The sequence below is a fragment of the Pseudomonas subflava genome, assembly GCF_023823685.1.
Lineage (GTDB): Bacteria > Pseudomonadota > Gammaproteobacteria > Pseudomonadales > Pseudomonadaceae > Aquipseudomonas > Aquipseudomonas subflava.
Map to the genome: position 1 here is coordinate 112,208 of NZ_JAMXBF010000009.1, position 26,468 is coordinate 138,675.

Consider the following 26,468-nt stretch of genomic DNA (forward strand, 5'->3'; position numbering starts at 1 on the left):
CGCGCATATCCGCGAGTGATGGCGCCGTGCGCCGCGCAGCGCCTATGCTAGGCCCATCGCACAGGGGAAAGCGCATGCTGCTACGCGTCTGGCCGTGGTTGTGGATACTGCTGGCACCTGCCGTGGTGGCCGAGCCGCTGCGCATCGGGTTCGGCACGCACAAGCCGCCCTACGTGTTCGAGGGCGAGGACCGCGGCATCGAGTACGAGATCGTCACTGCCGCCGTGCAGGCCGCCGGCTACGAGATGGACGCGCGCTACGCGCCGATGGAGCGCCTGCACCTGGCCCTGGAGCGTGGCGACCTGGATGGCATCGCCACCACCAACGCCTACAGCGGCATCCAGGCGCACTACTCGGAGCCCTACATCTACTGTCAGAACGTCGCCTTCGCCCTGACATCGCGGGGCTACCACATCGAACGCATCGCCGACCTGCGGCGGTATTCCATCAGCACCTTCCAGCGCGCGCGGCACCTGCTGGGGCCGGAATTCCAGGCCATGGCCGAGGCCAACCCGCACTATCGCGAGGAAGCCCAGCAGATCAATCGCAATCGTCTGTTGTACAGCGGCCGCATCGACGTGGCGGTGGGCGATCCGCGTATCCTGCGCTACTTCAATCGCGAGGTCGCCCGGCAGGTCGACACGACCCAGCCGGTCACCCAGTACCTGCTGTTTCCACCGAGCGCCTACAGCGTCGGTTTCCGCCTGCGCGAGCAGCGCGAGCGCTTCGACCGCGGCCTGGCGGCAATCCGGGCCAGCGGCGAGTACCTGCGCATCGAGCAGCGCTACGCCGACTATTGAGCGCGCGGCCTCAGAACTTCTCGTTGAGCCCCAGATAGCGCCATTGGCCGACCGGCAGCTTGGCCAGGCCGGTGCGGCCGAAGCGAAGGCGGCGCATGCCCACTACCTGCAGGCCCACGCTCTCGCACATAAAGCGCAGCTGGCCCGGTTGCACCGCCTTGATGGCGAAGCGCAGGCGTGTCTCGCTCTGCCAGCTGACCTTGCATGGCGGCAGGGTCACGCCCTTGTAGCTGAGGCCGAAGGCCAGGCGCTTGAGCCCCTTGTGGTCCAGCTGGCCGGCGACTTCCACCAGGTATTCCTGCTCCAGCTCCGCGCCCTTCTCCTTGAACAGCCGCTGCACCGCGTGACTCTGGCTGAACACCAGCAGGCCGCTGGCGTCAGTCTCCAGCGGCGTGAGCAGTTCCAGGCGGCGCAGGTGGCGGTTCAACGGGCGGATGCCGCTGGGGTCTTCGGTCCAGCGATGGGTATGGCTGAGCAGCTGCTGGGTGGAGTTGGCGCCCAGGCCGCAACCAAGGCCGGCCGGCTTGTGCAGCAGCAGGGTGATCGGTGGCTGGGTCTCGGCCTTGGCTCCAGGCAGCAGGGCGATCTGCTCGCTGGTTACCGGGTGCTGCGGCTCCTCGACTACCCGGCCGTCCACGGTGACCCAGCCCCCCTCGATGTACAGCTCGGCCTCGCGGCGCGAACAGGCGATTTGCTGAATCAGGCGTTTGGACAGGCGTTCGGCTTCGGGCATGGCGGTTGTGTCACATCAGGAAATGAAAGGCATTGTACCGGGCCTGGGGCCGTCGCCGTGATCGGGCTAAAAAGGAGTATCGACCAAACGAGGAGGTAGGAATGAAAGGTGCGATGACGAGCATGATCGCGGGCGCGTTGCTGAGCATGGCAACCAACGCGTTGGCTGAAAGCAGCGAGCTGGGTGAACTGCAGGTGACCGAGGTGGTGGGCGGCCTGGAGTATCCATGGGCGTTGGCATTTCTGCCGGATGGCAAGGGCAGCCTGATCACCGAGCGGCCGGGTCGCCTGCGCTGGCTCGATGGCGAGGGTCGGCTCGGCGCAGCACTGACCGGCCTGCCTCCGGTGTTTGCCCGCGGCCAGGGCGGCCTGCTGGACGTGGCGCTGTCACCGCGCTTCGCCGAGGATCAGCTGGTCTACCTGAGCTATTCCGAGGCGGCCGAGGATGGCGAGCATGCCGGCACCGCCGTCGGCCGCGGCCGCCTGAAGGCGGACATGAGCGGGCTGGAGAACTTCGAGGTGATCTTCCGTCAGCAGCCCAAACTGTCTCAGGGCGCGCATTTCGGCTCGCGCCTGGTGTTCGACCGGGACGGCATGCTGTTCATCACCCTCGGCGAGAACAACCAGCGCGCCACCGCCCAGGAGCTGGACAAGCTGCAGGGCAAGCTGGTGCGCATCGAGGCGGATGGCTCGGTGCCCCGGGACAATCCCTTCGTCGGCAAGAGCGGCGCGCGCGAGGAGATCTGGTCCTATGGCCATCGCAACGCCCAGGGCATGGCGCTCAACCCCTGGAGCGGGCAGATCTGGCTGCACGAGCACGGTCCGCGCGGCGGCGACGAGATCAACATCCCGCGCAAGGGCTTGAACTATGGCTGGCCCAAGGCTACCCACGGGGTGAACTACAGCTTTCTGCCGATACCCGAGGCCGAGGGCGAAAAAGTGGCCGGCACCGAGGCGCCGCACCATGTGTGGGAGAAGTCGCCGGCGATTTCCGGCATGGCCTTCTATTCCGCCGAGCGCTTCCCGGCCTGGCAACACAACCTGTTCGTCGGAGCTCTGGCCGATCAGTCGCTGATCCGCCTGGAGCTGGACGGCGACCGGGTGGGGCATGAGGAGCGTCTGCTGGAGGACAGGGACTGGCGTATCCGCGATGTCCGCCAGGGCCCCGACGGCTACCTCTACCTGCTGACCGACGCGCCGGACGGCAAGCTGGTTCGCCTGGGCTTGCAGGAGAAGTAACGGGGGACGGGGACTACAGGGTGCGCGCGGCGCGCCCTTACGTCTGCACTCCACGTCGGAGCTTCGTAGGGTGCGCCGTGAGCGCCATCAAGAGCGCCGACCCGCTCAGTGCGCCGCCGCCTCCATCGCCGTATCTGGCACTTGGGAGGCCACCAGCTCCGGCGGCAGGGGCTCGGTGACCACGCTGAAGTCGCTGATGCGGATGGCGCCGTGGCCCTCGCCGAGCAGGTGGAAGGAGAAGGCCTTACGCGTCTCGGGGTTATTGAAGTCGAAGCTGAGCTCGATGCTCTCGCCGCGCTTGAGCGGGGGCAGTGTCGGGATTGCCAGGCTGTTGTTGCGGTCGAACTCCTTGGTCAGCAGGCGCAGCGTCGCGCCCTGGCGGTCCAGACGCACGGCCTCGATCTTCACGGTCACGCGGGTGCGGGTGCCCTTGGGCATTTCCAGGTACTGGGCGCCGATCAGGTTGTCGGCCCACTCGTCGCTCGACTCGGTCTTCAGGTCGATGCGCTCGCGGTTGGCGAACTGGTAACGCTGGCCGACCTGCCCGCCGGTGATGGACTGGTCGAGGAGGGCGGCGCGCTGGCTGACCAGCCGCGCCGGGCGGCCGCTCATGCGTCCCAGGTACTTGGGCCGGTCGGCGATGAAGCCGCTGCTCTCGTAGCGCCGGCAGACCTGCTGGAAGTTGCACTCGGTGAACACCTTGCCGTCGTGTTGGCGCAGCAGGCCGTTGGTGTAGGACATGATCTCGCGCGGCGCGGGGTAGTCGCGGAACAGCGAGCGGCCGGCGATGTTGTCCGGCACCGGCAGATCGAAATAGTCGAGCACCGAGGCGGTCAGGTCGACGTGGCCGTACACGCCGGACTTCACCTTGGGCAGCTTGTCGCCTTTCGGCGCGAAGACCAGGTTGAAGCCCCAGGCCGAGGCCAGACGCACGTTCTCCAGGCCGTGGGACTCGTCGGAGGTGACGATCACTAGGGTGTCCTCGAGCACGCCCTGTTTCTCCAGGCCATCGAGGAAGTCGGCCACCGCGTCGTCCAGATAGCCGATGGCGGCCTGCTTGGCGGTGGGGTAGCGCTCCAGGTACTCACTGGGCGCGGAGTAGGGCTGGTGAGTGCCGACGGTAAGCAGGGTCAGCATCCATGGCCGCTTGTTCTGGCGCAGCTGCTCGACGTACTTCAGCGCGCCCTCGAAGTAGGCGCGGTCATCCATGCCCCAGGGGAATTCCAGATACGGCTTGTTCTTGAACCAGTCGCGGCCGTGGGTCTGCTGGAAACCCATGTGCGGCATGATCTGGTCCTTGGCCATGAAGCGCAGCCCGGCACCTTGCAGGAAATGAGTGCGAAAGCCCATGGTGCGCAGCTGGTGCGGCAGGCACTGCAGGTTGCGGGTCTCGCTGGCCAGCAACTCCACGCCCTTCGGCGTGCCGGAGTCGAGCTTCTCGTAGTCGCCGCAGAGCATGGCGTACAGGCCGCGAATGGTCTGATGGCTGTGTAGGACGTAGTCCGGCGTGGTCATGCTGCGCTCGGCCCATTCGCTCAGGCGCGGCATCAGATCTTCTTCGTAGGAGCTGCCGATCAGCTGGCGGTTCTTGGCGATGTAGGCGCCGGGGATGCCCTCCAGGGTGACGATCAGCACGTTGCGCGCCTTGCCGCCACCCGGCAGCAGTGACGTGCCCGAGAGGTCCAGCCGGGTCAGACCGTCGATGTCCGGCGGCAGGCCGGAGTCCTCGCCGGCGTACCAGTCTTCGACCGCCACGCGGGCGCGGCTGGTGCCTTCGGCCAGCACCTTGTGCGGCAGGTTGAACAGCCGCCACTGGTCGTCCTCGCTGGGCTCCAGGTACTGGTCGACGGCATGGCTGAACAGCAGCGCGGCGGGCAACAGGAAGGCGTAGCGGGAAATCCTCGGCCCACGGCGGCGCCCGAGCAGCAGGCAGGCCAGCACGGCGGCGGCCAGTGCGCCGGCCAGCAGCGGGTAGCGGATGCCGCTGCCCTGGGTGGACTGGCTGACGAATTGCGGGTCGCTCAGGTATTTGAGGTCGCCGGGCACCGGCATGCGGCCCACGGCGTTCACCAGTTCCGCGTTGCTCAGAAACAGCAGTGCCCAGGCCAGGGTGAGCGGAGCGGCGAGCAGCGGGCGGCGGTAGCAGAGCAGCAGGAGCAGGCCGCCGATGCCGAGATCCGAGACGTAACCCGGCCAGCTCGACCAGCCCAGAACGTAACGGCAGGTGATGGGCAGGACGAGGAACAACGCGCCCAGGGCCACAAGCGACGCGGCGGGATAGGGCAGCCAGCGGCTGGAAAGGTGCACAGGAGCTCCTGGGATAATGCGGCGAGAGTCCGTGTCATTCAGACAGATGGAGCGGACTGAAGTGCCCGCGCCATCATTCTGAAACATGGCCGTGCTATGCGCCAGCGACGGATGTAACCAGCCGTCAACGGCCCTGGCGTGTAGAATGCGCGCCTCTACGCAGCGGGTGACGAACATGGCTCTTATCGGGCGCTACAACTCTCTTCAGGTGGCCAAGCTGGCCGACTTCGGTCTGTTCCTGGACGGCGGCTCCGACGGCGAGATCCTCCTGCCCAAGCGCTACATCCCCAAGGGCGAGCCCTGCGAGGTCGGCGACTGGCTCAACGTGTTCATCTACCTGGACAGCGAGGACCGCCTGATCGCCACCACCGAGAAGCCCAGGGTGCAGGTCGGCGGCTTCGCCAGCCTCAAGGTGGTGGATATCAACCGGGTCGGCCTGTTCTTCGACTGGGGCCTGCCCAAGGACCTGCTGATGCCGCACTCCGAGGAGAAGCGCCCGCTGCAGGTCGGCGACTACTGCGTGGTGCACGTCTATCTCGACCCGCGCACCCGCCGCATCACCGCCACCGCGCGCCTGGACCGCTACCTGGACAAGACCGCGGCGGACTACCGGGTGGGCCAGGAGGTGGACCTGCTGGTAGTGGAGCAGACCGACCTGGGCTTCAAGGCCATCATCGACGGCAAGCACTGGGGCCTGATCCACAAGAACGAGGTGTTCAAGTTCCTGCGTGGCGGCTCCCAGGAAAAGGGCTTCATCAAGGAGCTGCGCGATGACGGCAAGATCAGCCTGAGCCTGCAGCCGGTCGGCCAGCAGGCCCGCGATCAGCTCTCCGAGCAGATCCTCACCGCCCTGCGCGATGCCGGCGGACGCCTGGCGCTGTCCGACAAGAGCCCGCCCGAGGCCATCAGCAAGGCCTTCGGCGTGAGCAAGGGCAATTTCAAGAAGGCCATCGGCGGGCTGTTCCGCCAGGGGCTGATCGTCATCCGCGAGGACGGCATCGAGCTGGCCTGAGGCCGACGGGATCGGCAAGCGCCTCGCGGCCGATTCCGCCATGCTTGCGGGCTGTCCGGCCGCGGCGATTTCGTAGTCGTGGCGGCGCGATACAGTGGCGCCGTATTCATCGATGCGGAGTCGCCATGAGCCCCGAGGAACACTATCAGCGCCTGCAGAACATGTATGGCGCCGCGCCCGTCAACACCTTCTACCGGCCGCGCATGCGCGTCGGCGAGGGTGAGGCGGAGATCGAGATTCAGGTGGAAGAGAAGTTTTTCCACGCTGCCGGCGCCGTGCACGGCTCGGTCTATTTCAAGCTGCTCGACGATGCTGCCTTCTTCGCCGCCAACTCCCTGGAGCCCGAGGTATTCGTACTGACCACGGCCTTCACCACCTACCTGACCCGCCCGGTGTCCGCCGGCCGGCTCCGAGCGGTGGGCAAGGTGGTCAACCGCAACCGCTCGCAATTCATCGCTGAGGCGGTGCTCTACGGCGAGGATGGCAAGGAGGTAGGGCGCGGCAACGGCGTGTTCGTGCGCAGCAAGATCAACCTGACGGACGCTCTGGGCTACGCCGACTGAGCCACCGTCAGGGCTTGCGCGCCAGCAGCACGGCGCGGGTCGGCGCCGGCAGGCCCTCGACGGTGCGGCTGGGGTCGGTGGGGTCGAGGAAGTCGGGCAGCGACTGGAAGCGCATCCAGTCGGTGGCGCGCTGCTCTTCGACGCTGGTGACGGACACGTCCACGCAGCGCACGTCGACGAAGCCGGCGCGGCGCAGCCAGAGCTCCAGTGCCGGTACCGAGGGCAGGAACCAGACGTTGCGCATCATCGCGTAGCGGTCTTCCGGCACCAGCACCTGCTGGGCATCGCCCTCGACCACCAGGGTCTCCAGCACCAGTTCGCCGCCGCGCACCAGCTTGTCCTTGAGGTCGAGCAGATGGTCGACGGGCGAGCGGCGGTGGTAGAGCACACCCATGGAGAACACCGTGTCGAAGCCTTCCAGCTTTGCCGGTAGCTCCTCTAGCGCCAGCGGCAGGTGCCAGGCGGGCGAGTCGGGCAGGTAATTCTTCACGGCGAGGAACTGGTTGAGGAACAGCCAGTTGGGGTCGACGCCGACCACGCTGTCGGCGCCGGCCCCGAGCATGCGCCACATGTAATAGCCGTTGCCGCAACCGACATCGAGGATGCGCTTGCCGGCCAAGTCGAGATGCGGCGCGACCCGCGTCCATTTCCAGTCGGAGCGCCACTCGGTATCGACATGCACGCCGAACAGCTCGAACGGGCCCTTGCGCCAGGGGATCAGGCCCTGCAGCGCAGTCTTCAGCATGCCGCACGTAGTCGCGTCGCAGGTGCCTTCCAGACGCAGCGCGTCCTTCAACTCGGAGTGCGTCACCGCCAGCTCGGGCAGCGCCTCGACGGCGGCGTACCAGCGCTGCAGGTCGCCGTGGCCGATGGCCAGTTTGGCGTCGAGCTGGCCGGGCAGCTCAAAGGCCCAGTCCTGCAGCGGGGTGCCGGCCAGTCGTTGTTGCAGGGTGTCGAGGTCGAGGCGGGAAAAGATCATGGCAGGGCGATCAGCGAGGCGAAGTTGAGGCACTGGAACCACGGCACAACCTTGCTGAAGCCTGCGGCCAGCAGACGCTCGCGGTGCTGTTCCAGGCTGTCGGGCTTCATCACGTTCTCGATGGCACTGCGCTTCTGCGCGATTTCCAGCTCGCTGTAGCCGTTGGCACGCTTGAAGGCCAGGTGCAATTCGTTGAGCAGCGCCTGCTCCTGATCGTCCTCGAAGCGCAGCTTCTCCGAGAGGATAAGCGCGCCGCCGGGTAGCAGGGCCTGGCGGATGCGGCTCAGCAGCTCCAGGCGCTGTTCGGGGGCGACGAACTGCAGGGTGAAATTGAGCGCCACCAGCGAGGCGGGCTGAAAGTCCAGGGCGAGGATGTCCGCCTCGATCACCTCGACCGGCAGCAGCTCCTGGAACATGGCGTCCTGGGCGTGCAGGTATTCCGAGCAGCGTTCGACCATGGCGCGGGAGTTATCCACCGCGATCACCCGGCAGTCGTCGGTTTTCACGTGACGACGCAGCGCCTGGGTCACCGCACCGAGGGAACAGCCGAGGTCGTACAGCGCGCTGTGCGGCTGGGCGAACTGCGCGGCCAGCACGCCGAGGCTCTCGACGATGGCCGGGTAACCGGGCACCGAGCGCTTGATCATGTCCGGGAAGACCTTGGCCACGTCCTCGTTGAAGACGAAGTCCGGCACCTGGTCCAGGGGCTGGGCGAAGAGTCGGTCGGGCTGCTGAGTCACGGCGGTCGGTCCGGGCGGAAAAGGCCGGCATTCTAGCCAAGAGCGGGCGGCGACCCAACCGCTGGAGGGGCGTCTGGTCGGAAAGCCCGCCGGCCAGCCTGATGGCTATCTGCGCTGCAACGGTTACTCTTGTGTCTGGTAGTACACAGGGATCGAAACGAATGCGGACATCGACGCGACTCCAGGCTGGCTTCGTGCTGGCGCTCGTGATGCTGAGCCTGAGCCTGCTTCTGCCGATGTTCGGTGCGCGCTGGGTCGAGGAAACACAGCGGCACTACGAGCATGCCGGCAACCTGATCGAGCGCAGCGAACTGCTGCGCGCCGCGCTGGTGGACGGAGAAACCGGGCAGCGTGGTTTCGTCCTCTCGGGCCGTGAAGACTTCCTCTCTCCGCTCTACCAGGGCTTCGCCGAAGTCGACAAGCTGATGCACGAGCTGCATGCCGCGGCGGAAAACGATCCCGAGATGCTCGACGATCTAAAGGCGCTGAAACCGGTCATCGCGGAGCAGCGCCGTTATTTCGATAGCGTGATCCGTCTGCGCCGCGACCAGGGGCTGCGGGCCGCCAGCGACCTGATCACCCAGGGCAAGGGCAAGCAGCTGATGGACGATCTGCGCGCGCGGGTCGGCGAGATGCAGGCATTGCACGAGGCGCGCATCCTGCTGCTCGAGCAACGGCGCGAGTGGCAGCAGCAAATGGTGATGGTGCTGCTGGTCGTGATCGGCCTGCTGGACCTGATCGTCATCGGTCTGCTGTTCCATTTCACCTTCCGCATCCTCAAGGAGGGAAGGGCGGCGCGCCACAGCCTGCGCAGTCTTAGCGAGCAGTTGTCCAGCGGCATGCAGCGTGTGGAATTGCGTAACCGGGAAATCTCCCTGCTCAGCCGCATGGCCGGCGCGCTGCACTCGGTCAACCGCTTCGACGAGTGCTACAGCATCATTGGCCGGTTCGCCGGCCAGCTGTTCCCCTGCAACGCAGGCAGCCTGACGCTCTACCATCCGTCACGCGACGTGCTGGAAGGCGTCGCCCACTGGGGTGACTGGCCCGAGGAACTCGACCTGTTCGAGCCGCATGCCTGCTGGGCCATTCGCCGGGGCCAGAGCCACCAGGTGCTCGATACCGGCAAGGATCTGCTATGCCCGCACCTGCAGGGCTCGGCGATGGTTGAGTCCGGCTATGTCTGTGTGCCGTTGATGGCCCAGGGCGAGCCACTGGGCGTCCTGACCCTGAATGGCCTGCAGGCGCCCGACCTGGAGCTGGCCGAGGCCTTCGCCGAGCAGATTTCCCTGGGCGTCTCCAACCTGTCGCTGCGCGACAGCCTGCGCCAGCAATCGCTGATGGATGCCCTGACCGGCCTGCACAATCGCCGCTTCCTCGACGAGACCTTGCGCCGCGAGCTGCTGCGTGCCGCTCGCAAGCAGTCCTCTGTGGCCGTGGTACTGCTCGACGTCGATCACTTCAAGCGCTTCAACGACACCTTTGGCCATGAGGCCGGTGATTTGGTGCTGCGCCATCTGGCGTTGGAAATGAAGCGCAACGTGCGCACCAGCGACCTGGCCTGTCGCTATGGCGGCGAGGAGTTCTGCCTGGTGATGCCGGAGATCAGTCGCGAGGATGCCATCGAGCGCTGCGAATCGCTGCGTCTGTCGGTCAGCCGCCTGCAGGTGCGCTACGGCGGCCAGCCGCTGGGGCCGATCAACATCTCTCTCGGCCTGGCCTGGTTCCCCCAGGATGGCGAACAGATGGACGCTCTGCTGCACGCCGCCGACCTGGCGCTTTATCAGGCCAAGCGCGGCGGGCGTAACCGGCTGTGCGTCTACCGCCCGGAAATGGACGGTGCCGAGGAGGCACCCGGCTGAGCCGGGCGGGCGAGCAGCGCGACCGCCGAGGCGGCAATGCCGAACTGGCCCAGCCAGTAACTGATGATGATGGCGTAGCGCGCGCCCTCGAAGGGGGCGACGAAGCGGTTGATGCCAATCAGGCTGTCCGACAGCACGAACAGCGCCGCGCCGCCGGCCGCCAGCCAGGCGGAGCGGCTCGCCGCCACGCCAATCCGCGCCAGGGCCCGCCAGAGCATGGCGCCGATGGCCAGGCTGTAAAGTGCCACCGGCACCAACAGTGCTCCCAACCCGGCGCGGCTCAATACGAAGAACATGCCGCCGGCCGCCAGCGCGGCAATCAGCAAATCCAGCGGCGCCAGGCGCCGCGTGTCGCCCAGGTACGCCACCAGGTATGCGAGGTGGGCCAGCAGGAACGCTCCCAGGCCGAAGACGAACAGATCGGCCGGCCATTCCAGCAGCATGTCGCCGAGCAGGGAAAAACCGAGGCCGATGGCGATCCAGCGCCGATAGGCTCCGGCGGGCGCCTCGCGCAACCACAGCAGCAGGCAGATCACCGGCAGCGGCTTGCCGAGCAGCGTCAGCCACTTGAGTTCGAGGTGCAGGCCGAGGAGAAACAGGGCGACGCCAGCGAGGGCGATGAGCATCAGCAATGGGCGCATGGAGGGCTTCTCTTGTTGTTTGCGCCCATTATTGCCGCCGTGCTGGCAACGGCCAGTGCGGTCCGTGCCAGCCGGGGTGGTTTATCGCGTCAGCGCACGCTGATCGCGCAGTCGATGGTCTTGGCCGGCGCCACGTCCGCTTCCCAGGGCCGGCGGTACTGCATCAACAGGCGGCCCTCGCCGGTCTGGTAGGCCTGGTAGCGCCAGGTCGACTGGCCGCCTGCGCCGACCAGGCCGGCGTCTTCGGGCGTCATGTAGACCTCGGGCCCCAGGCTGCGCAGTATGCCCGGGGCGGCCTCCACCACTTCCCAGCGAAAGCCGGTGGTAGGGTTGCTCGGCAGGGCGACGTTGAGGGTCTGGCCGGCGTGCAGCTGCATCGGGCAATCGCCCAGCTGCTTCTCCTCCACGCTCACGCTGGTGTTCGGCTGCGAAGAGCAGGCGGCCAGGAGGGCGAGACTGCAGGGCAGCAGCAGACGGTGGGCATGGTTCATGGCGGACTCCTGTCGATCGAAAACCTGCACAGCATAGCCCGGACGGCGGATCAGCCGAACAGCACCCGGGCCACATCGGCGTAGCGTTTGGCGAAGTGTACGGTGATGCCTTCGCGCAGATAGTCCGGCAATTCGAGGAAATCGCCGCGGTTGGCCTCCGGCAGGATCAGCTCGAAGATCTTCTGCCGGCGCGCCGCGATCACCTTCTCGCGCACCCCGCCGATGGCCAGCACCTGGCCCGTCAGCGTCAACTCGCCGGTCATGGCCACGCCTTTCTTCGGGGCCTGGTTGCGCGCCAGGGAGAGCAGGGCGCTGGCCATGCTGATGCCGGCGCTGGGGCCGTCCTTGGGCGTGGCGCCTTCCGGCACGTGCAGGTGGACGAAGGCTTGGTCGAAGAAGCTGGCATCGCCGCCGAACTGCTTCAGGTGCGAGCCGATATAGCTGTAGGCGATCTCCGCCGACTCTTTCATCACCTCGCCGAGCTGGCCGGTAAGCTTGAAGCCGCGGTTGAGCGTGTGGATGCGGGTGGCCTCGATGGGCAGGGTGGCGCCGCCCATGCTGGTCCAGGCCAGGCCGGTGATGACCCCGGTGCCGCTGAAGACCTGCTCGCCGCGGAATACCTTCATGCCCAGGTACGCTTCCAGGTCCTTGGGCCCGATCTTCACCGGCTGGCCGGGTTCGTCGAGCAGCCTGACCACCGCCTTGCGCACCAGCTTGCCGAGCTGCTTTTCCAGCTGGCGCACGCCGGCCTCGCGGGCGTAGCCCTCGATCACCAGGCGCAAGGCGGCGTCGCTGATGCTGAGTTGGGTCTTCTTCACCCCGGCCTTTTCCAGCTGGCGCGGCCACAGGTGCTTGCGGGCGATGGCCAGCTTTTCCTCGGCGATGTAGCCGGACAGGCGGATCACCTCCATGCGGTCGAGCAGGGGGCCGGGAATGGAGTCGAGGGTGTTGGCGGTGCAGACGAACAGCACCTTGGACAGGTCCAGGCGCAGGTCGAGATAGTGGTCGAGGAATTCGACGTTCTGTTCCGGGTCGAGGGTCTCCAGCAGCGCCGAGGCCGGGTCGCCCTGGTAGCTGGCGCCCATCTTGTCGATCTCGTCGAGCATGATCACCGGGTTCATCACCTCGGCTTCCTTCAGTGCCTGCACCAGCTTGCCGGGCATGGCGCCGATGTAGGTGCGGCGGTGGCCCTTGATCTCCGCTTCGTCGCGCATACCGCCCACACTGAACCTGTAGAACGGCCGGCCGAGGGATTCGGCGATGGACTTGCCGATGCTGGTCTTGCCCACACCGGGCGGGCCGACCAGCAGCACGATGCTGCCGGAGATCTCGCCCTTGAAGGCGCCCACGGCGAGGAACTCGGTGATGCGCGCCTTGATGTCGTCCATGCCGGCGTGGTGCTTGTCCAGCACCTTGCGGGCGTGGCCGAGGTCCAGCTTGTCCTGGCCGAACACGCCCCAGGGCAGGGCGGTGGCCCAGTCCAGGTAGTTGCGGGTCACCGCGTACTCCGGCGAGCCGGTTTCGAGGATGGCCAGCTTACCCAGTTCCTCGTCGATGCGTTTCTGCGCCTGGGCCGGCAGGGTCTTGCCCTCCAGACGGGCGCGGAATTCGTCGGCGTCGGCGCTGCGGTCGTCCTTGGTGATGCCCAGCTCCTGCTGGATCACCTTGAGCTGCTCCTTGAGGAAGAACTCGCGCTGGTGCTTGCCGATCTTGCGGTCCACCTCGGCGGACAGTTCGTTCTGCAGACGCGCCACTTCCACTTCCTTGCGCAGCAGCGGCAGCACCTTTTCCATCCGGCGCAGCACCGGCACGCAGTCGAGCACCTCCTGCAGCACGCTGGCCGGCGCGGTGGTGAGGGCGGCGGCGAAGTCGGTGAGCGGCGACGGATCGTTGGGGTTGAAGCGGTTGAGGTAGTTCTTCAGCTCCTCGCTGTACAGCGGATTGAGCGGCAGCAGCTCCTTGATCGCGTTGATCAGCGCCATGCCGTAGGCCTTGACCTCGTCGCGCCCGTCGTTGGGGCTCTGCGGGTAGTCGACCTCGGCCAGGTAGGGCGGGCGGTGGCGCTTGAGCCAGCCGCGCACGCGCACCCGGCCCAGGCCCTGGGCGACGAACTGCAGCTTGCCGTCGGCGCGGCTGGCGTGGTGTACCCGCACGAGGGTGCCGTGCTCGGGCAGCAGGCCGGTGTCGAAGTGGCGCGGGTCCTCGATCGGCTGGTCGACGTAGAACAGCGCCAGGCACTTGTGTTCGGTGTTCGCCACCAGCTCCAGGGTTTCCGCCCAGTGTTCCTCGTTGACGATCACCGGCAGCACCTGGGCCGGGAAGAACGGGCGATTGTGGATGGGGATGACGTAGAGCTTGTCCGGCAGGGTCTGGCTGGGGAGCGCCAGGCTGGTGGGTTGGCGATGCGGCTCGGCTTCGATGTATTCGGAACTGTCGCTCATGGCGGCCCTTGTCTGCTCAAACGGTGGTAGCAGCTTAGATGGGGCGCGGCGCCGGGCATTTCAACGTTATGTGCCGGCTTGTGTCCGGCGGGGTGAAGGTGCAACCTGTCCACCCATCGGTTGCACTCCCTCTTTGTCGTTCGAGTGGATAAAGTGCAACCTGATCTTTCGGTGCCTTCCGCCATGCTCATTGCCCGTCTCGCGTGCCTGGACAACCAGGCCCATGAACACGCCCACGACTATCACCAACTGGTGATGTCGCTCGAGGGGCGCGCGGAATTCGAGGTGGAGGGCTGCGGTGGAGAGGTCTGCCGCATGCGCGCCTGCCTGGTGCCGGGCGATGCCGATCATCAGTTCGCCGGCATGGGCGAGAACCGCATGCTCATCCTCGATCTGGACGAGCGCGACACCTCGCCGGAGGATCTCGACCTGCTTGCCCAGCTGTTCGAGAACCCGCGTTACCCGGCGCTCGACGCCGATTTCCAGAACTTGCTGAGCTACGCCGGCGCCGAGCTGGCCCGCTATGGCAGCGACCCGCATCTGGCGCGCGCCCTCGGCGGCGTGCTGCTGCGCGCGCTGCACCTGCGGCTGTTCGGCGAGCGCCGCCAAGGCGCCGTGGCCAATCTCGACCTGGGCCGGCTGGACGCCTACATCGTCGAGCACCTGGCGCGGCGCATCACGGTGATCGAGCTGGCCCAGGTCGCCTGCCTCAGCCCCAGCCACTTCCACGCCCAGTTCAAGGACAGCGTGGGCCTCACGCCGCATCAGTACCTGCTCAAGACCCGCCTCGACCACGCCGCGCGCCTGCTGCGCGAGAGCCCGCTGCCGCTGGTGCGCATCGCCGGGGAGTGCGGCTTTTCCAGCCAGAGCGCGCTGACCACGGCGATGCGCCGCTACATGGGGCTGACGCCTAAGCGACTGCGCGGGTTGCAGTAGGCGGGAGCGGTGGGTCGTCCCTGATGCGGTCGAGATTGTCTTCGCCCCGTATGGTGCGCACGGCGCACCCTACATGTCCGATAGGATGCGCCGTGCGCACCGGCGGGGCTGACTCGAACCGCTACTCGCGAAGCGCGTGCGGCGTCTGCTTCTTAAGCAGAGTTCGCGCGGCTGCGCTCAGTCACCGGTCGCCACCGGCCTGGCCGGGTCGGTGATCCACTCGCTCCAGGAGCCCGCGTACAGCGGCGCCAGCGGATAGCTGGCGAGGCTCATGGCGAACAGGTTGTGGCAGGCGGTGACGCCCGAGCCGCAATAGGCCACCAACTCTTCCACGGGACGCGCGCCGCGCAGGGCGTCGAAGCGTGCGCGCAGCTGCTCGGGCGGCAGGAAGCGGCCTTCGGCGCCGAGGTTGTCGGTGAACGCCGCGCACTGCGCGCCCGGGATATGCCCGGCCACCGGGTCCAGCGGTTCGACCTCGCCGCGGAAGCGGGGCAGGGCGCGGGCGTCCAGCAGGGTCAGCTCGGGATGACCGAGGCGCTGCTGCAACTGCGCGGCGCCCAGCAGCAGCGAATCGTCCGGCTGGCCAGTGAAATTGCCCAACGGCGATGCCGATACCTCGCGGCTCAGCGGCAGGCCGGCGTCCCTCCAGGCCTTGAGGCCGCCATCCAGCAGGTAAACCCCGTCGCGCTTGCCCAGCCAGGCCAGCAGCCACCAGGCGCGGGCGGCGAAGGCACCGGGGCCGTCGTCGTAGAGCACCACTTCCGAATCGTTGTCGATGCCCCACTCACGCAGCCTCCCGGCCAGTTCGGCGGCATCCGGCAGCGGGTGGCGGCCGGTCACGCCCTTGACCACCGGGGCCGACAGGTCGCGTTCCAGATCGGCGAAGCGGGCGCCGGGGATATGCCCTTCGCCATGGCTGCGCGCACCGTAGGCCGGGTCTTCGAGGGCGAAGCGGCAGTCGAGGATGACCAGGTTCGGCGCCTGCAGGCGGGCGTGTAAGGAGTCGGCGGTGATCAGCTGGGCGAGTGGCATGGGACCTCCTGTGTCGAATTCATGACAAGGCGCATCATAAGGACAGCCACGAATAACCAGAAGCGAACCCCCGAGCCTTTGCGGCTCGCTGGAACCTGCCTACGGCCTGCCGATTGTCGCCAGGGATAGGGCACGAAGCGCACCGCCGCATTCGATTCGTTTTCAGCGCGGCCCGGCCTGCTGTCGGTGGGCCGGTCGCTGCAGCGGTTCGCCACTTGAGGAAACACCCACATGCTCGGCCTGCAACCTGCCATCGAAAGCGCCAACCTCGCCCGCCGCGTCGGCGTGGTTCTGGGTACGGCGCTGATCACCGCCTACTATTGCTGCGCGATCCTGTCGCGTGCGCTCACCGGCCGATTGCGGCGTGCCGATGTGGATCGCTATACCCGGCGCTGGTCCGGGCTGCTGCTGCGCCTGGTACGCATGAACCTCAGCGTGCACGGCGCGATGCCGGACTTCAACGACGGCCGCCGCTACATCCTGCTCAGCAGCCACGCCAGCCACTACGACATCCCCGCCAGTTTCGTCGCTCTGCCGGGGTCGATCCGCATGTTGGCGAAAAAGGAGCTGTTCGGCATCCCGCTGTTCGGCGCGGCCATCCGCGCCGCCGAATTCCCCTCGGTGGACCGGCACAACCGCCAGCAGGCGGTGAAGGACCTGGAGAAGGCTAAACGCATGATGGAGAGCGGCATCGTCCTGTGGGCCGCGCCCGAGGGTACGCGCTCCAAGGACGGCCAACTGCTGCCGTTCAAGAAGGGCTGCTTCCATTTGGCCCTGGATACCAACGCGATCATCGTGCCGATCGCCTTCCGCGGCATCTCCGAAGTGCTGCCGGCGCGCACCTGGCGCTTCAATCTCGGCCTGCCGGTGCAGCTGCACATCGGCGCCCCGATAGACGCCAGCCGCTACAGTCCCGAACAGCTGCCGGAACTGATGACCCAGACCCGCCAGAGCATGCAGGAGCTACTCGGCGAACCAGCCCCGAGCACGCTCCAGGGACTTCTGACCGAACAACCCGTCTGACAAAAAAAACCGCCGAATGGCGGGCTTTTCGTAGGACGGCCTGCCGCGCAGCGGCAGCCCCAGGCTATGCCTGCGGTTGCATTGCCCTACGGCAAATGTCCCCCACGGTTCGCAGCTCTTAATCGCGGACGCACCTTCGAATACCTCGCCGAGCGTCATGCTTCTCGTAGGGCGGCCTCGCCGCGCAGCGGCAGCCCGCCAGACGAGGCCCCGCTGGTGCGCTGGCCTATCGGTGGGTGCACCCCGCGGCCAACGGACGTCCCCAACCGCAGGCCGCGCCCACGCCCCAACGAATATCCCGCGAGCGCAGCACCTTCGTAGCGCGGCCTCGCCGCGCAGCGGCAGCCCGCCAAGCGAGGCCTCGCTGGTGCACCGTCCCAAGGGCGAGCGCACCCCATCAGCCTGCACCGAGGCACAAAGAACTCAGCGAATCCTCAGCCTGCCGATCCGGTCGTTGTCCAGGCTGCCCAGGTACAGGTAATCGCCCACCGGCTTCACCGAGGTGACCATGCGCAGGTGGGTGCCGCTGGTGTCGTGCAGGCTCTGCACGATCTCGCCCTGTTCGTTGAGGGCGATGGCCAGGCCGTAGGAGGTCGGCTTCGGCCACAGCGCGCGCGGCAGCTTGGCCATCTGGGCCTTGAGCCAGGGCTGGTTCTGCAGGAAGTCGGCGTCGCTCTTGCGCGGCGTCGGCAGGGCCACCCAGAAGGTGCCGGCGCGGTCGCCCTGCAGGTTGTCCGGCAGGCCCGGCAGGTTGTCGGCGAAGATCTCATGGGTGCCGGCCTTGTCGCCCTTCAGCCAGTAGCGCTGGATACGGTAACGGTAGGTCTCGTTGACCAGCACGAAATCCTCGTTCTGCGACAGCGCCACGCCATTGGCGAAGTACAGGTCCTTGAGCAGCACCTGCGTCGTGCCGCTGGCCGGGTCGAACACCATCAGGCGGCCGTACGGGCGACCTTCGAGCAGGTCGAGCAGGTAGTCAGGCTGCTGGAACTTGCTGGAGGCATCGGTGAAGTAGATGCGTCCGTCGCTGGCGATATCCAGATCGTCGGTGAAGGCGAAGGGCACGCCATCGGCCTCGGTCGCCAGCACGCTGATCTTGCCGGCCGGGTCGATGCGCAGCAGGCCCTTGTAGGCGTCGGCGAGAATCAGGTTGCCCTGGGCGTCGAAATCCATGCCCAGCGGGCGGCCACCGGTGGCGGCGAAGGTCTCGACCTGGCCGTCGGTGATGCGCACCACGCGGCCGTCATGCAAACCGGCGTAGACCCGGCCATGGGCGTCCACCGCGGTGTCTTCCGGGCCGTGGATCTGCCCCTGGGCCAACAGCTCGGCCTTCATCAGGGTGTCGTTGGGCTCCATCGCGCCGGTCATCAGCGGTGCGGTCTGCGGCTGCCACGCCAGCGGGTCGATGGGGCTGGGCGTCAGGCCGAGGTAGAGGGCGATGGCCAGGCCGGCCAGCACCAGGATGCCGAGGAGTTTCTTCATGTTGTTCTTCCCTGGTTTGCGGTGCGCGGCAGTGTACACGCAGGGCGCGAATGCCCGGTATCCGCCCCGGGCATATATACTGCGCGGCATCAATCAAGGAGTGCCGCGTGGCCATCGACATTCAATGGATCCTCGACGACGCCAGCCTGGCGCGTCAATGCGCCGAGTGGCGCCAGCTGCCCTTCGTCGCGGTCGATACCGAATTCATGCGGGTCGACACCTTCTATCCCATCGCCGGCTTGCTGCAGGTAGGCGACGGCCAGCGGGCCTACCTGGTCGACCCGCTGCAGGTGAAGGACTGGGCGCCCTTCGCCGCGTTGCTGGAAGACCGCGCCGTGACCAAGGTGCTGCATTCCTGCAGCGAGGACCTGGAAGTCTTCCTGCGCCTGACCGGCGCGCTGCCGACGCCGCTGTTCGACACCCAGCTGGCCGCCGGCTACCTCAACATCGGTTTCTCCATGGGCTACTCGCGCCTGGTCCAGGAAGTGCTCGGCATCGAGCTGCCCAAGGGCGAGACGCGCTCCGACTGGCTGCAGCGGCCGCTGTCGGAAACCCAGGTCAGCTACGCCGCCGAGGATGCCCAGCACCTCGCCGAGCTGTATCAGGTGCTGCTGCCGAGGCTTTCGGAAGACAAGCTCGCCTGGCTCCTCGAGGACGGCGCCGAGCTGGTCGGCAACCTGCGCCGCGAGACCGACCCGGACCAGGCCTACCTGGACGCCAAGCTGGCCTGGAAACTGTCGCGCCAGCAGCTCGCCGTGCTGCGCGCCCTCAGCGCCTGGCGCGAGCGCCAGGCACGCGCCCGCAACCAGCCGCGCAACCGCATCCTGCGCGAGCATTCGCTGTGGCCGTTGGCGCGCTTCCAGCCGGACAACACCGTCGCCCTGGCGCGCATCGAGGACATGCACCCGCGCACCGTGCGCCAGGATGGCGAGACTATTCTGCGGCTGATCCGCGAGGCCGCCGCGCTGCCGCCGGAGCAATGGCCCGAGGCGCTGCCGGCGCCGCTGCCGATCGAGGCCGGCGCGCTGCTGAAGAAGCTGCGGGCGTTAGGGCAGCGCGAGGCCGAACGCCTGCAGATGGCCCCCGAGCTGATGCTGCGCAAGAAATCCCTGGAGGCTCTGCTCAAGAGCGGCTTCCCCGATGGCCCATGGACGCTGCCGGACAACCTGCGCGGATGGCGCCGCGAACTCATGGGCCAGGCCCTGCTGGACGAACTGCAATGAAGAAGATCTGCTCCATCTACAAGAGCCCGCGCAAGGACGGCATGTACCTCTACGTGCTCAAGGCCGATGCGCTCAAGCGCGTGCCGGAGGGTCTGCTGAGCGCGTTCGGTGCGCCGCAGCACTCCTTCGACCTGGTGCTCAGCCCGGACAAGACCCTGGCCCGCGAGGACATCCACAAGGTGCTGGAGAACCTGGAGAAGCAGGGCTACCACCTGCAGATGCCGCCGCCCGAGGAGGAGTACATCGAGCACCTGCCGGACGAGCTGCTGCGCATGAACGATCCGGTGTGAAGCCGATGCGCATCTTCCTGCTGGAGCACGAGCAAGCCCGCTACACCGAGCTTTTGCGGGCCGCCGCCCCTGGCTTCGAGCTGGTTGACGACGGCGCGCGTGCCGCCGATTGCACGATCTGGCTCGGTCAGCCGGACCTGCTGCTGCCGCTGCTGCGCCAGGGCCTGCGTCCCGACTGGCTGCAGTCCACCTGGGCCGGAGTGACGCCGTTGCTGGGCCTCGACCTGCCGCGCGACTACCGCCTGAGCCGGGCGGTGGGCATCTTCGGCCAGCCGATGGCCGAGTACGTGCTGACCTATCTGCTGGCCCACCGACGCCGGGTGCTGGCGCGTCTGGCCAGCCAGGTGGAGCAGCGCTGGGACAACCAGGCGCCGCCGAGCCTGCGCGGCTGCCGCGTACTGATCGTCGGTGCCGGCGATATCGGCGCCGAAATGGCCCGTCTGCTGGCGCCGTTCGGCGTGGAGCTGCGCGGCATCGCCCGCCAGCCGCGGCCCATCGCGGCGTTCGCCGAGGTGCATGGCCTGGACGAGCTGGCCGAGCAGGCGGCCTGGGCCGATTGCCTGGTCAACGTGCTGCCGGATACCCCGGCCACCCGCGATCTCTACGACGCCGCGCTGTTCGCCCGCCTGCGCGCCGAGGCGCTGTTCATCAATTGCGGCCGTGGCGTGGCGGTGGTCGACGCCGACCTCGTGGCGGCGCTGCGTTCCGGGCATCTGGCCGGCGCGGTGATCGATGTCTGCCGCGAGGAACCGCTGCCGCCCGGCCATCCGTTCTGGGATGCGCCGCGCCTGCTGCTCACCGGGCACAGTTCGGCGCCCACCGAGCCGTCGGCCATGGCCGCGCTGTTCCTCGACAACCTGCAGCGCTACCGCGACGGCCAGCCATTGCGCGGCGAAGTGGACTTCGCCCGCGGCTACTAGGGCGGCGGGCAGGCCCTGACGGGCAGCCCTTGGCCGCGGATTCGTCTGCGGCTAGACTGCCGCGCCTTCACCCGCTGTACTCTCTGCCATGGCCGCCATCGTTCAACCCTTCTGGAAACGCAAGACACTCGCCCAACTCGACCAGGACGAGTGGGAGTCGCTGTGCGACGGCTGCGGCCTGTGCTGCCTGCAGAAACTGGAAGACGAGGACGACGGCAGCGTCTATTACACGCGCATCGCCTGCAAGCTGCTGGACCTCAAGACCTGCCGCTGCAGCGACTACGCCAACCGCCGCGCCCAGGTGCCCGACTGCGTCCAGCTCACCCCGGCCCAGGCGGACGAATTCAAGTGGCTGCCGCCGACCTGCGGTTACCGCCTGGTCAGCGAAGGCAAGGACCTGCCGCTCTGGCATCACCTGGTCTGCGGCGACCCCGACGCGGTCCATCACGAACGCATTTCCCAGTCCGGCCGCATGCTCGCCGAAGGCAGCGTGGCGGAGGACGACTGGGAGGATCACCTGATCTTCCGCGCCGGTTGAGCGTTTTGCGGCTGCGCGGGTCCAAACCGGTTCACCCATCCGCATGGAGCACTCTGCGATGCCTGTCCGCACGCTGTTGACCTCGATCCTGTTACTCGGCCTGAGCATGCCCTCCTGGGCAGCCAAACGCGTCGATCTGGATTATTCGGTGCAATTTCTGCCCGACAGCGACCAAGCCGAGGTGCGCCTGACCCTCGAGGAGGGCGAGGTGATCCGCAGCCTCGACTTCAACCTCGGCGACGAGGGCTACTACAGCGATTTCGAGGCCGATGGCGAGTGGCAGACCAAGGGCGAACGCGGCGTCTGGAAGCCGGCCAAGGGCAAGAGCAGCCTTAGCTACAAGGTGCGCATCAGCCACCCGCGCGACAATGGCAAGTTCGATGCGCGCATGACGCCGAAGTGGGCGCTGCTGCGCGGCGATGATCTGGTGCCCGCCGCGCGCATGGACAAGGAGGACAAGGTCGAGCTGGTGGCCCGTTTGCAGTTCCAGCTGCCCGGGGGCTGGAGCGGCGTCGAGACCGGCTGGCCGAAAATCGGCGATAACAAGTTCCGCATCGACAACCCGGCGCGCAAGTTCGACCGCCCCACCGGCTGGATACTCGCCGGCAAACTTGGCAGCCGCCGCGCCCAGCTCGGCGACACCGATGTCACCGTGTCGGCGCCGGTGGGCGAGGGCATGCGTCGCATGGACGTACTGACCCTGCTGACCTTTATCTGGCCCGAAGCTCAGTCGGTGTTCCCGCGCGACCCGGGCAAGCTGCTGATCGTCGGCGCCGGTGACCCCATGTGGCGCGGCGGCCTGTCGGCGCCCAACTCGATCTTCTTCCACGCCGAGCGGCCGCTGGTCAGCGAGAACGGCACCAGCTCGCTGGTGCACGAACTGGTCCACGTGTTCAGCCGCATCCGTGACACCGACAAGAGCGACTGGATCAGCGAGGGCCTGGCAGAGTATTACGCCATCGAGCTGATGCGCCGGGCCGGTGGCATGAGCGAGGATCGCTACCAGGCTACGCGCAAGAAGCTGGTGGGTTGGAGCAAGAAGGTCGGCAGCTTGCGCACCGAGCGTTCCACCGGCCCGGTAACCGCCCGCGCCGTGCTGCTGCTACAGGAGCTGGACCGGGAGATCCGCAAGAGCACCGACAACCAGCGCTCGCTGGATGATGTCACCCGCGGCTTGATGCGGCTGGACAAGGTCAGCACCAAGGACTTCGTCGAAATCAGCGAGAACGTCATGGGCGGCTCCTCGGACGTGCTGGACACCAAACTGCTGCGCTGAAGACACGCTTACCCGCCCGGCACGCCTGCGGTCGGGCGGGGAACACCCCGGCCCCGGCGCTGCCAGAATAGGATCGAGACGCCGCCGCAGGAGTGCCCCATGCGCCGCACATCGCTCGTCCTCATCCTCGCCCTGAGCCCCCTGGCCCAGGCGCAGCCGCCGGGCCTGCCCGGCACTGCCACGCCGCAACCCTATGCCCGGCCGGAAGTGCGCAGCATCACCCCGGCCCCGCACAACAGCCCGCCGCTGCTGGTCGATCCGCAGCGCCGCACGCCGCTGTCCACGCCCCAGCCCTTGCCCAGGAATGAGCCGCTGCCGCAACTGGAAAGCGAACGCCGCCGCCAGCAACAGCATCCGGCCGAGTCGATGGACAAGCGCGGGGATCAGTGAGTCGACGGCGTGGCGGGCTCCGGCGACGTTTCGACAGGCCGCAGAAACGCCAGAGGCAGCGCGATAGAGAGCAAGGCCACGGCGTTCAGGTAGGCGTGCAGCAGCAGGCCGAAGTGGCTGGAGAGGGCGCTGTCCAGCGCGCACCAGATCAACAAGGCGAAGAAGATCGCCGGCTTGATCTGGCGATGGCCATGGCGGCGGTAGAGCATCACCAGCACGCAGAACAGCACACCCCAGCTCGCCACCGTCGGCCCGAACAGGCCGACCAGGGTGCGCAGCAGCCTCTGGAATTCGACGCTCGGCGGCATCGCGGCCACGCTGGCGTGCAGATAGCCGAAGTAGGGCTGGGTGATCGGCAGGTGGACGGCGAAGGCCAGTACCACGCCGAGCACCACGTGGCTCAGGCCGACCGCCAGCAGCCAGCGATAGAGCAGATTCTGCATCACGCCATCCCCAACACCTTGAGCAGGAACGCGTATTCCAGCGCCACGTCCTTGAGCGCTTGGTAGCGGCCGCTCATGCCGCCGTGGCCCGCGCCCAGGTCGGTCTTGAGCAGCAGCAGGTTGGCGTCGGTGCGGGTGGCGCGCAGCTTGGCCACCCACTTGGCCGCCTCCCAGTACTGCACGCGGCTGTCGTTGTAGCCGGCCACGGCGAGGATCGCCGGATAAGCCTGGGCGCTGACATTCTCGTAGGGCGCGTAGCCCTTGATGCGCTCGAACACCTCGGGCTGGTGCGGGTCGCCCCACTCGTCGTACTCGGTCACCGTCAGCGGCAGGTCGGGGTTCTGCATGGTGTTGAGCACATCGACGAAGGGCACTTCGGCGATGGCCGCGGCGAACAGCTCGGGCCGCTGGTTGAGCACGGCGCCGATCAGCAGGCCGCCGGCGCTGCCGCCGCTGATGGCCAGCTGCGCGGGTGTGGTCAGGCCGTCGGCGACCAGCCGCTCGGCACAGGCGATGAAGTCGCCGAAGGTGTTCTGCTTGTGTTCCAGCTTGCCGCCGCGGTACCAGGCCTCACCCAGCTCGCCGCCGCCGCGCACATGGGCGATGGCGAAGACGAAGCCGCGCTCCAGCAGCGAGAGGCGCGCGTGGCTGAACCAGGGATCGAGGCTCTCGCCGTAGGCACCGTAGCCATACAGGTAAAGCGGGGCAGGTTGGCCGGCGGCGAGCACGTCCTTGCGCGCCACCAGGCTGATCGGCACCTGGGTGCCGTCGGCGGCCGTTGCCCAGACTCGCCGGCTCTCGTAGGCGTCGGCGTCGAACGGACCTTCCACCGGAGTCTGCTTGAGCACTTTCTGCTCGCCTGTGGCCAGCTCCAGCTGGCGGACCTGGGCCGGGCGGTTGAGCGCCTCGTAGCGCAGGCGGATCGTCGTGTTATGGAATTCCAGGCTGTCCTGCACATAGAGGCTGTAGGCGGCGTCGGGCAACTGCACGGGGTAGGGCGCGGCGGACTGCGGATGCACCTCGATGATCGGCAGGCCGCCCTCGCGCAGGCTGAGGGTGAAGGCGTCGCGGTTGAGGGTGACGCCCTCGAGCATGCGCTGCTCGTCGTGGGCGATCAGCTGGCGCCAGTGTTCGCGGCCCGGCTGCGCCTCATCGGCGACATACAGGGCGAAGTTGATGCCGGCCTGGTTGCTGCGCACGAACCAGGTCCATTGCCCGTTCAGCAGACCGTGGTCGATGTCGTATTCGTGGTCCTCCTGGCGCGGCGCCACGCAGGCGAACTGGCCCTGCGGCGTTTCGGCGTCGAGGACCCAGGCTTCGCTGGTGGTCTTGCTGCCGAGGCTGAGAACCAACTGGCGCTCGGAGCTCGAACGGTAGCAACTGAGGAAGAAGCGTCCGTCCGCCTCCTCGAACACCCGTTCGGCGCTGTCGTCGCCGAGCGCATGGCGATACAGACGGTAGGGCCGGTGGGTGTCGTCCAGGGTGACGAAGAACAGGGTGTGACTGTCGTTCGCCCAGGTCATCTGGCCGTCGCAGTCGTCGAAGGGCAGCTCGCGCAGCAGGCCGCTGTCCAGCTCCTTGATGAACAACCGGTAGATCTCGTCGCCGGCGGTATCCAGGCTGTAGCCGAGCAGGCGGTGGTCCGGGCTGATGGTGAAGGCGCCGAGCGACAGGTAGCCGTCGCCGGCCAGGGCATTGGGATCGAGCAGCAGTTGCTCGGCGCTTTCGTCCACGGTCAGCGAGCCGTCGGCCGGGCGCGGGCAGCGGTAATGACGCGGGTATTCGTCGCCGGCGGTGGTGCGCTGGTAGTACAGCCAGGGGCCCCAGGGCACCGGCAGGGAAAGGTCGGTCTCGCGGATGCGGCTCTTGATCTCCTGGAACAGCGCCTCGCGCAGCGCGGCCTGCTCGGCGAGTTCGGCTTCCAGGTAGGCGTTCTCGGCCTCGAGGTAGCCGAGCACCTCGGCGGCGTCGCGCTGTTCCAGCCAGTGGTAGGGGTCGGAGCCGTCTGCTCGGCGGGCGATGGGGGCTTGGGTCATGCTCGTTCTCGTTCGGGCGACCGCAGGGAGGTCGGGGTGCGCAAAAGCCGTTATCATAAGCGCCCCTTTGCCGGCCAAGCCACGACACACCATGACCGAACAAGACTATCTGCTCGCCTGGGGCCTCTACGCGATCGCCGCGCTGGGCTGCCTGCTGGTGTGGTTCCGCATGACCGGCTGGATATGGCGCTTGCTGCGCGAGCCGCTGCGGGTGGTGGTCGCGGTGCTGCTGCTGAGCCCGACCATCGTCGACCCGGCCCGGGAGCTGTTCGCCCCGGCCATCGCCGTCACCGCGCTGGATCTGCTGTTCCAGGTCGGCAACAACGCCTGGCGCGCGGTCGCCGACCTGGCCATCTACGGCCTGATCGCCCTCGGCCTGTGGGCCGTATTCGCCGCGCTGCGCTGGCCGCTCGAGCGCTGGTGGGCCGGGCGTCGCGACACCGGCTCCACGCCGATGGCAGACGACGAGCCGACCCTGCGCGAGCTGATGGGCCGCGACGACGGCTTCGACGGTGATACCCGCCTGGACGCCCGCGGCGACCGTCGACTGCGCATCGAGCCGCGTCTGTAGGGAGCGGGTTGCACTCCGGGCGCGCTGCGCTAGCATGGCCGCATCGACAAGGAGAGCCCATGAACTGCGTGTTCTGCGCCATCGCCGACGGGCAGCTGCCGGCGCATCTGATTCATGAAGACGAGCACTTCCTGGCGCTGCTGGACATCTACCCGCTGCGCCCGGCCCATGTGCTGATCGTCGCCCGCGGCCACGCGCGCTTTCTCGGCGACCTGCCGGCTCCGCCACGCGACGCCCTGCTGGCCCTGGCCAACCGGCTGGCCGCGGCACTGTACCGCAGCGATGCGACGATCCGCGGCATCAACCTGCTGCTCAACGACGGCCCCGTCGCCAACCAGCACGTGCCGCACCTGCATCTGCACCTGATCCCGCGCCGCACCGGCGACCTGCCGGCGCTGTGCTGGCGCATCCTCACGCGCTTCCTGCCGTTCTGGCGCACGCGCATCGAGGCGCGCCTGCAACATGAGGCCGAGCGGCTGCGCGCGGCGCTGGTGGAGGCCTGAC

The 26,468-nt window shown here is 67.5% G+C and carries 26 protein-coding genes; 15 read left to right on the forward strand and 11 right to left on the reverse strand.

Annotation, left to right across the window (positions count from 1 at the left end; all coding sequences use genetic code 11):
- Nucleotides 1-74: 74 nt before the first annotated feature.
- The gene (locus NF616_RS13950) at nt 75-800 is read left to right on the forward strand and encodes a substrate-binding periplasmic protein (protein WP_252273895.1); all 726 of its coding nucleotides are present in this window, start codon (nt 75-77) and stop codon (nt 798-800) included.
- 10 nt (nt 801-810) lie between these two features.
- Here the strand turns inward: NF616_RS13950 and NF616_RS13955 are convergent, their stop codons facing one another.
- Nucleotides 811-1,533, reverse strand: coding sequence for an rRNA pseudouridine synthase (locus tag NF616_RS13955; RefSeq protein WP_252273896.1), 723 nt, complete (start codon nt 1,531-1,533; stop codon nt 811-813).
- 113 nt (nt 1,534-1,646) lie between these two features.
- Here NF616_RS13955 and NF616_RS13960 point away from each other — a divergent pair, with 113 nt between their 5' ends.
- The gene (locus tag NF616_RS13960) at nt 1,647-2,771 is read left to right on the forward strand and encodes a PQQ-dependent sugar dehydrogenase (protein ID WP_252273897.1); all 1,125 of its coding nucleotides are present in this window, start codon (nt 1,647-1,649) and stop codon (nt 2,769-2,771) included.
- A gap of 105 nt (nt 2,772-2,876) precedes the next feature.
- On the opposite strand, the gene NF616_RS13965 is transcribed toward NF616_RS13960, so the two are convergent.
- Nucleotides 2,877-5,078 (reverse strand): LTA synthase family protein, encoded by a 2,202-nt coding sequence (locus NF616_RS13965; protein WP_252273898.1) that lies wholly within the window; start codon nt 5,076-5,078, stop codon nt 2,877-2,879.
- 175 nt (nt 5,079-5,253) lie between these two features.
- On the opposite strand from NF616_RS13965, the gene NF616_RS13970 reads away from it, so the two are divergent.
- Nucleotides 5,254-6,090: a CvfB family protein gene (locus tag NF616_RS13970; RefSeq protein ID WP_252273899.1), complete on the forward strand. Its 837-nt coding sequence runs from the start codon at nt 5,254-5,256 to the stop codon at nt 6,088-6,090.
- 125 nt (nt 6,091-6,215) lie between these two features.
- Nucleotides 6,216-6,653 (forward strand): PaaI family thioesterase, encoded by a 438-nt coding sequence (locus NF616_RS13975; RefSeq protein ID WP_252273900.1) that lies wholly within the window; start codon nt 6,216-6,218, stop codon nt 6,651-6,653.
- 7 nt (nt 6,654-6,660) lie between these two features.
- Here NF616_RS13975 and cmoB read toward each other — a convergent pair whose 3' ends face one another.
- Both cmoB and cmoA read right to left on the reverse strand, forming a co-directional pair.
- Nucleotides 6,661-7,629: a tRNA 5-methoxyuridine(34)/uridine 5-oxyacetic acid(34) synthase CmoB gene (cmoB, locus tag NF616_RS13980; RefSeq protein ID WP_434091893.1), complete on the reverse strand. Its 969-nt coding sequence runs from the start codon at nt 7,627-7,629 to the stop codon at nt 6,661-6,663.
- Nucleotides 7,629-8,372, reverse strand: coding sequence for a carboxy-S-adenosyl-L-methionine synthase CmoA (cmoA, locus tag NF616_RS13985; RefSeq protein ID WP_252273902.1), 744 nt, complete (start codon nt 8,370-8,372; stop codon nt 7,629-7,631). Before cmoA ends, cmoB begins: the two co-directional genes overlap by 1 nt.
- A 209-nt stretch (nt 8,373-8,581) precedes the next feature.
- Here cmoA and NF616_RS13990 point away from each other — a divergent pair, with 209 nt between their 5' ends.
- Entirely contained in the window at nt 8,582-10,231 is a 1,650-nt protein-coding gene (locus NF616_RS13990) for a sensor domain-containing diguanylate cyclase (RefSeq protein ID WP_252273903.1), read from the forward strand.
- Here the strand turns inward: NF616_RS13990 and NF616_RS13995 are convergent.
- The 3 genes from NF616_RS13995 to lon form a co-directional block, all read right to left on the reverse strand.
- The gene (locus tag NF616_RS13995; RefSeq protein ID WP_252273904.1) at nt 10,189-10,872 is read right to left on the reverse strand and encodes a lysoplasmalogenase; all 684 of its coding nucleotides are present in this window, start codon (nt 10,870-10,872) and stop codon (nt 10,189-10,191) included. The two genes, NF616_RS13990 and NF616_RS13995, sit on opposite strands and share 43 nt — an antisense overlap.
- An 89-nt stretch (nt 10,873-10,961) precedes the next feature.
- Complete coding sequence (locus NF616_RS14000) at nt 10,962-11,363, reverse strand: protease inhibitor I42 family protein (protein ID WP_252273905.1); 402 nt, start codon at nt 11,361-11,363, stop codon at nt 10,962-10,964.
- A gap of 50 nt (nt 11,364-11,413) precedes the next feature.
- On the reverse strand, nt 11,414-13,804 hold the full coding sequence (gene lon / locus NF616_RS14005) for an endopeptidase La (protein ID WP_252273906.1): 2,391 nt from the start codon (nt 13,802-13,804) through the stop codon (nt 11,414-11,416).
- Between the two features lie 183 nt (nt 13,805-13,987).
- Here lon and NF616_RS14010 point away from each other — a divergent pair, with 183 nt between their 5' ends.
- Nucleotides 13,988-14,740 carry an AraC family transcriptional regulator gene (locus tag NF616_RS14010; protein WP_252273908.1) on the forward strand — a complete coding sequence of 251 codons (753 nt, stop codon included), beginning with the start codon at nt 13,988-13,990 and terminating at the stop codon, nt 14,738-14,740.
- A 177-nt stretch (nt 14,741-14,917) separates the two neighbouring features.
- Here NF616_RS14010 and NF616_RS14015 read toward each other — a convergent pair whose 3' ends face one another.
- Nucleotides 14,918-15,772, reverse strand: a complete 855-nt coding sequence (locus NF616_RS14015) for a sulfurtransferase (protein ID WP_252273909.1) — start codon at nt 15,770-15,772, stop codon at nt 14,918-14,920.
- A 231-nt stretch (nt 15,773-16,003) separates the two neighbouring features.
- On the opposite strand from NF616_RS14015, the gene NF616_RS14020 reads away from it, so the two are divergent.
- Nucleotides 16,004-16,795: a lysophospholipid acyltransferase family protein gene (locus NF616_RS14020; RefSeq protein WP_252273910.1), complete on the forward strand. Its 792-nt coding sequence runs from the start codon at nt 16,004-16,006 to the stop codon at nt 16,793-16,795.
- 423 nt (nt 16,796-17,218) lie between these two features.
- On the opposite strand, the gene NF616_RS14025 is transcribed toward NF616_RS14020, so the two are convergent.
- A complete protein-coding gene (locus NF616_RS14025) occupies nt 17,219-18,277 on the reverse strand; it encodes an SMP-30/gluconolactonase/LRE family protein (protein WP_252273911.1) in 1,059 nt (352 codons plus the stop codon).
- 107 nt (nt 18,278-18,384) lie between these two features.
- Here NF616_RS14025 and rnd point away from each other — a divergent pair, with 107 nt between their 5' ends.
- The 6 genes from rnd to NF616_RS14055 all read left to right on the forward strand — a co-directional run bounded on the left by rnd (nt 18,385) and on the right by NF616_RS14055 (nt 22,914).
- Nucleotides 18,385-19,500, forward strand: coding sequence for a ribonuclease D (gene rnd / locus NF616_RS14030; RefSeq protein ID WP_252273912.1), 1,116 nt, complete (start codon nt 18,385-18,387; stop codon nt 19,498-19,500).
- Nucleotides 19,497-19,790, forward strand: coding sequence for a YcgL domain-containing protein (locus NF616_RS14035; RefSeq protein WP_252273913.1), 294 nt, complete (start codon nt 19,497-19,499; stop codon nt 19,788-19,790). Before rnd ends, NF616_RS14035 begins: the two co-directional genes overlap by 4 nt.
- Before the next feature lie 5 nt (nt 19,791-19,795).
- Nucleotides 19,796-20,710 carry a D-2-hydroxyacid dehydrogenase gene (locus tag NF616_RS14040; RefSeq protein WP_252274160.1) on the forward strand — a complete coding sequence of 305 codons (915 nt, stop codon included), beginning with the start codon at nt 19,796-19,798 and terminating at the stop codon, nt 20,708-20,710.
- A gap of 88 nt (nt 20,711-20,798) precedes the next feature.
- Nucleotides 20,799-21,248, forward strand: coding sequence for a YcgN family cysteine cluster protein (locus NF616_RS14045; RefSeq protein ID WP_252273914.1), 450 nt, complete (start codon nt 20,799-20,801; stop codon nt 21,246-21,248).
- Nucleotides 21,249-21,306: 58 nt separating this feature from the next.
- Complete coding sequence (locus tag NF616_RS14050; protein WP_252273915.1) at nt 21,307-22,524, forward strand: hypothetical protein; 1,218 nt, start codon at nt 21,307-21,309, stop codon at nt 22,522-22,524.
- Between the two features lie 99 nt (nt 22,525-22,623).
- Entirely contained in the window at nt 22,624-22,914 is a 291-nt protein-coding gene (locus tag NF616_RS14055; protein WP_252273916.1) for a hypothetical protein, read from the forward strand.
- Here NF616_RS14055 and NF616_RS14060 read toward each other — a convergent pair.
- Both NF616_RS14060 and NF616_RS14065 read right to left on the reverse strand, forming a co-directional pair.
- Nucleotides 22,908-23,357 carry a hypothetical protein gene (locus NF616_RS14060; RefSeq protein ID WP_252273917.1) on the reverse strand — a complete coding sequence of 150 codons (450 nt, stop codon included), beginning with the start codon at nt 23,355-23,357 and terminating at the stop codon, nt 22,908-22,910. The genes NF616_RS14055 and NF616_RS14060 overlap by 7 nt on opposite strands.
- Nucleotides 23,357-25,393: a S9 family peptidase gene (locus tag NF616_RS14065; protein ID WP_252273918.1), complete on the reverse strand. Its 2,037-nt coding sequence runs from the start codon at nt 25,391-25,393 to the stop codon at nt 23,357-23,359. Before NF616_RS14065 ends, NF616_RS14060 begins: the two co-directional genes overlap by 1 nt.
- 91 nt (nt 25,394-25,484) lie before the next feature.
- Between NF616_RS14065 and NF616_RS14070 the strand changes: the two genes are divergently transcribed.
- Both NF616_RS14070 and NF616_RS14075 read left to right on the forward strand, forming a co-directional pair.
- A complete protein-coding gene (locus tag NF616_RS14070) occupies nt 25,485-25,964 on the forward strand; it encodes an MFS transporter (protein ID WP_252273919.1) in 480 nt (159 codons plus the stop codon).
- 59 nt (nt 25,965-26,023) lie between these two features.
- A complete protein-coding gene (locus tag NF616_RS14075) occupies nt 26,024-26,467 on the forward strand; it encodes an HIT family protein (RefSeq protein WP_252273920.1) in 444 nt (147 codons plus the stop codon).
- Nucleotide 26,468 lies beyond the last annotated feature (1 nt).

Excerpts from the sequence above, each read along its gene's own strand:
- NF616_RS13950 (WP_252273895.1), top strand. The coding sequence starts at position 75 with ATGCTGCTACGCGTCTGGCCGTGGTTGTGGATACTGCTGGCACCTGCC.
- NF616_RS13955 (WP_252273896.1), bottom strand. The coding sequence starts at position 1,533 with ATGCCCGAAGCCGAACGCCTGTCCAAACGCCTGATTCAGCAAATCGCC.
- NF616_RS13960 (WP_252273897.1), top strand. The coding sequence starts at position 1,647 with ATGACGAGCATGATCGCGGGCGCGTTGCTGAGCATGGCAACCAACGCG.
- NF616_RS13970 (WP_252273899.1), top strand. The coding sequence starts at position 5,254 with ATGGCTCTTATCGGGCGCTACAACTCTCTTCAGGTGGCCAAGCTGGCC.
- NF616_RS13975 (WP_252273900.1), top strand. The coding sequence starts at position 6,216 with ATGAGCCCCGAGGAACACTATCAGCGCCTGCAGAACATGTATGGCGCC.
- NF616_RS13990 (WP_252273903.1), top strand. The coding sequence starts at position 8,582 with ATGCTGAGCCTGAGCCTGCTTCTGCCGATGTTCGGTGCGCGCTGGGTC.
- NF616_RS13995 (WP_252273904.1), bottom strand. The coding sequence starts at position 10,872 with ATGCGCCCATTGCTGATGCTCATCGCCCTCGCTGGCGTCGCCCTGTTT.
- NF616_RS14000 (WP_252273905.1), bottom strand. The coding sequence starts at position 11,363 with ATGAACCATGCCCACCGTCTGCTGCTGCCCTGCAGTCTCGCCCTCCTG.
- lon (WP_252273906.1), bottom strand. The coding sequence starts at position 13,804 with ATGAGCGACAGTTCCGAATACATCGAAGCCGAGCCGCATCGCCAACCC.
- NF616_RS14010 (WP_252273908.1), top strand. The coding sequence starts at position 13,988 with ATGCTCATTGCCCGTCTCGCGTGCCTGGACAACCAGGCCCATGAACAC.
- NF616_RS14015 (WP_252273909.1), bottom strand. The coding sequence starts at position 15,772 with ATGCCACTCGCCCAGCTGATCACCGCCGACTCCTTACACGCCCGCCTG.
- NF616_RS14020 (WP_252273910.1), top strand. The coding sequence starts at position 16,004 with ATGCTCGGCCTGCAACCTGCCATCGAAAGCGCCAACCTCGCCCGCCGC.
- NF616_RS14025 (WP_252273911.1), bottom strand. The coding sequence starts at position 18,277 with ATGAAGAAACTCCTCGGCATCCTGGTGCTGGCCGGCCTGGCCATCGCC.
- NF616_RS14035 (WP_252273913.1), top strand. The coding sequence starts at position 19,497 with ATGAAGAAGATCTGCTCCATCTACAAGAGCCCGCGCAAGGACGGCATG.
- NF616_RS14040 (WP_252274160.1), top strand. The coding sequence starts at position 19,796 with ATGCGCATCTTCCTGCTGGAGCACGAGCAAGCCCGCTACACCGAGCTT.
- NF616_RS14045 (WP_252273914.1), top strand. The coding sequence starts at position 20,799 with ATGGCCGCCATCGTTCAACCCTTCTGGAAACGCAAGACACTCGCCCAA.
- NF616_RS14050 (WP_252273915.1), top strand. The coding sequence starts at position 21,307 with ATGCCTGTCCGCACGCTGTTGACCTCGATCCTGTTACTCGGCCTGAGC.
- NF616_RS14055 (WP_252273916.1), top strand. The coding sequence starts at position 22,624 with ATGCGCCGCACATCGCTCGTCCTCATCCTCGCCCTGAGCCCCCTGGCC.
- NF616_RS14060 (WP_252273917.1), bottom strand. The coding sequence starts at position 23,357 with ATGCAGAATCTGCTCTATCGCTGGCTGCTGGCGGTCGGCCTGAGCCAC.
- NF616_RS14065 (WP_252273918.1), bottom strand. The coding sequence starts at position 25,393 with ATGACCCAAGCCCCCATCGCCCGCCGAGCAGACGGCTCCGACCCCTAC.
- NF616_RS14070 (WP_252273919.1), top strand. The coding sequence starts at position 25,485 with ATGACCGAACAAGACTATCTGCTCGCCTGGGGCCTCTACGCGATCGCC.
- NF616_RS14075 (WP_252273920.1), top strand. The coding sequence starts at position 26,024 with ATGAACTGCGTGTTCTGCGCCATCGCCGACGGGCAGCTGCCGGCGCAT.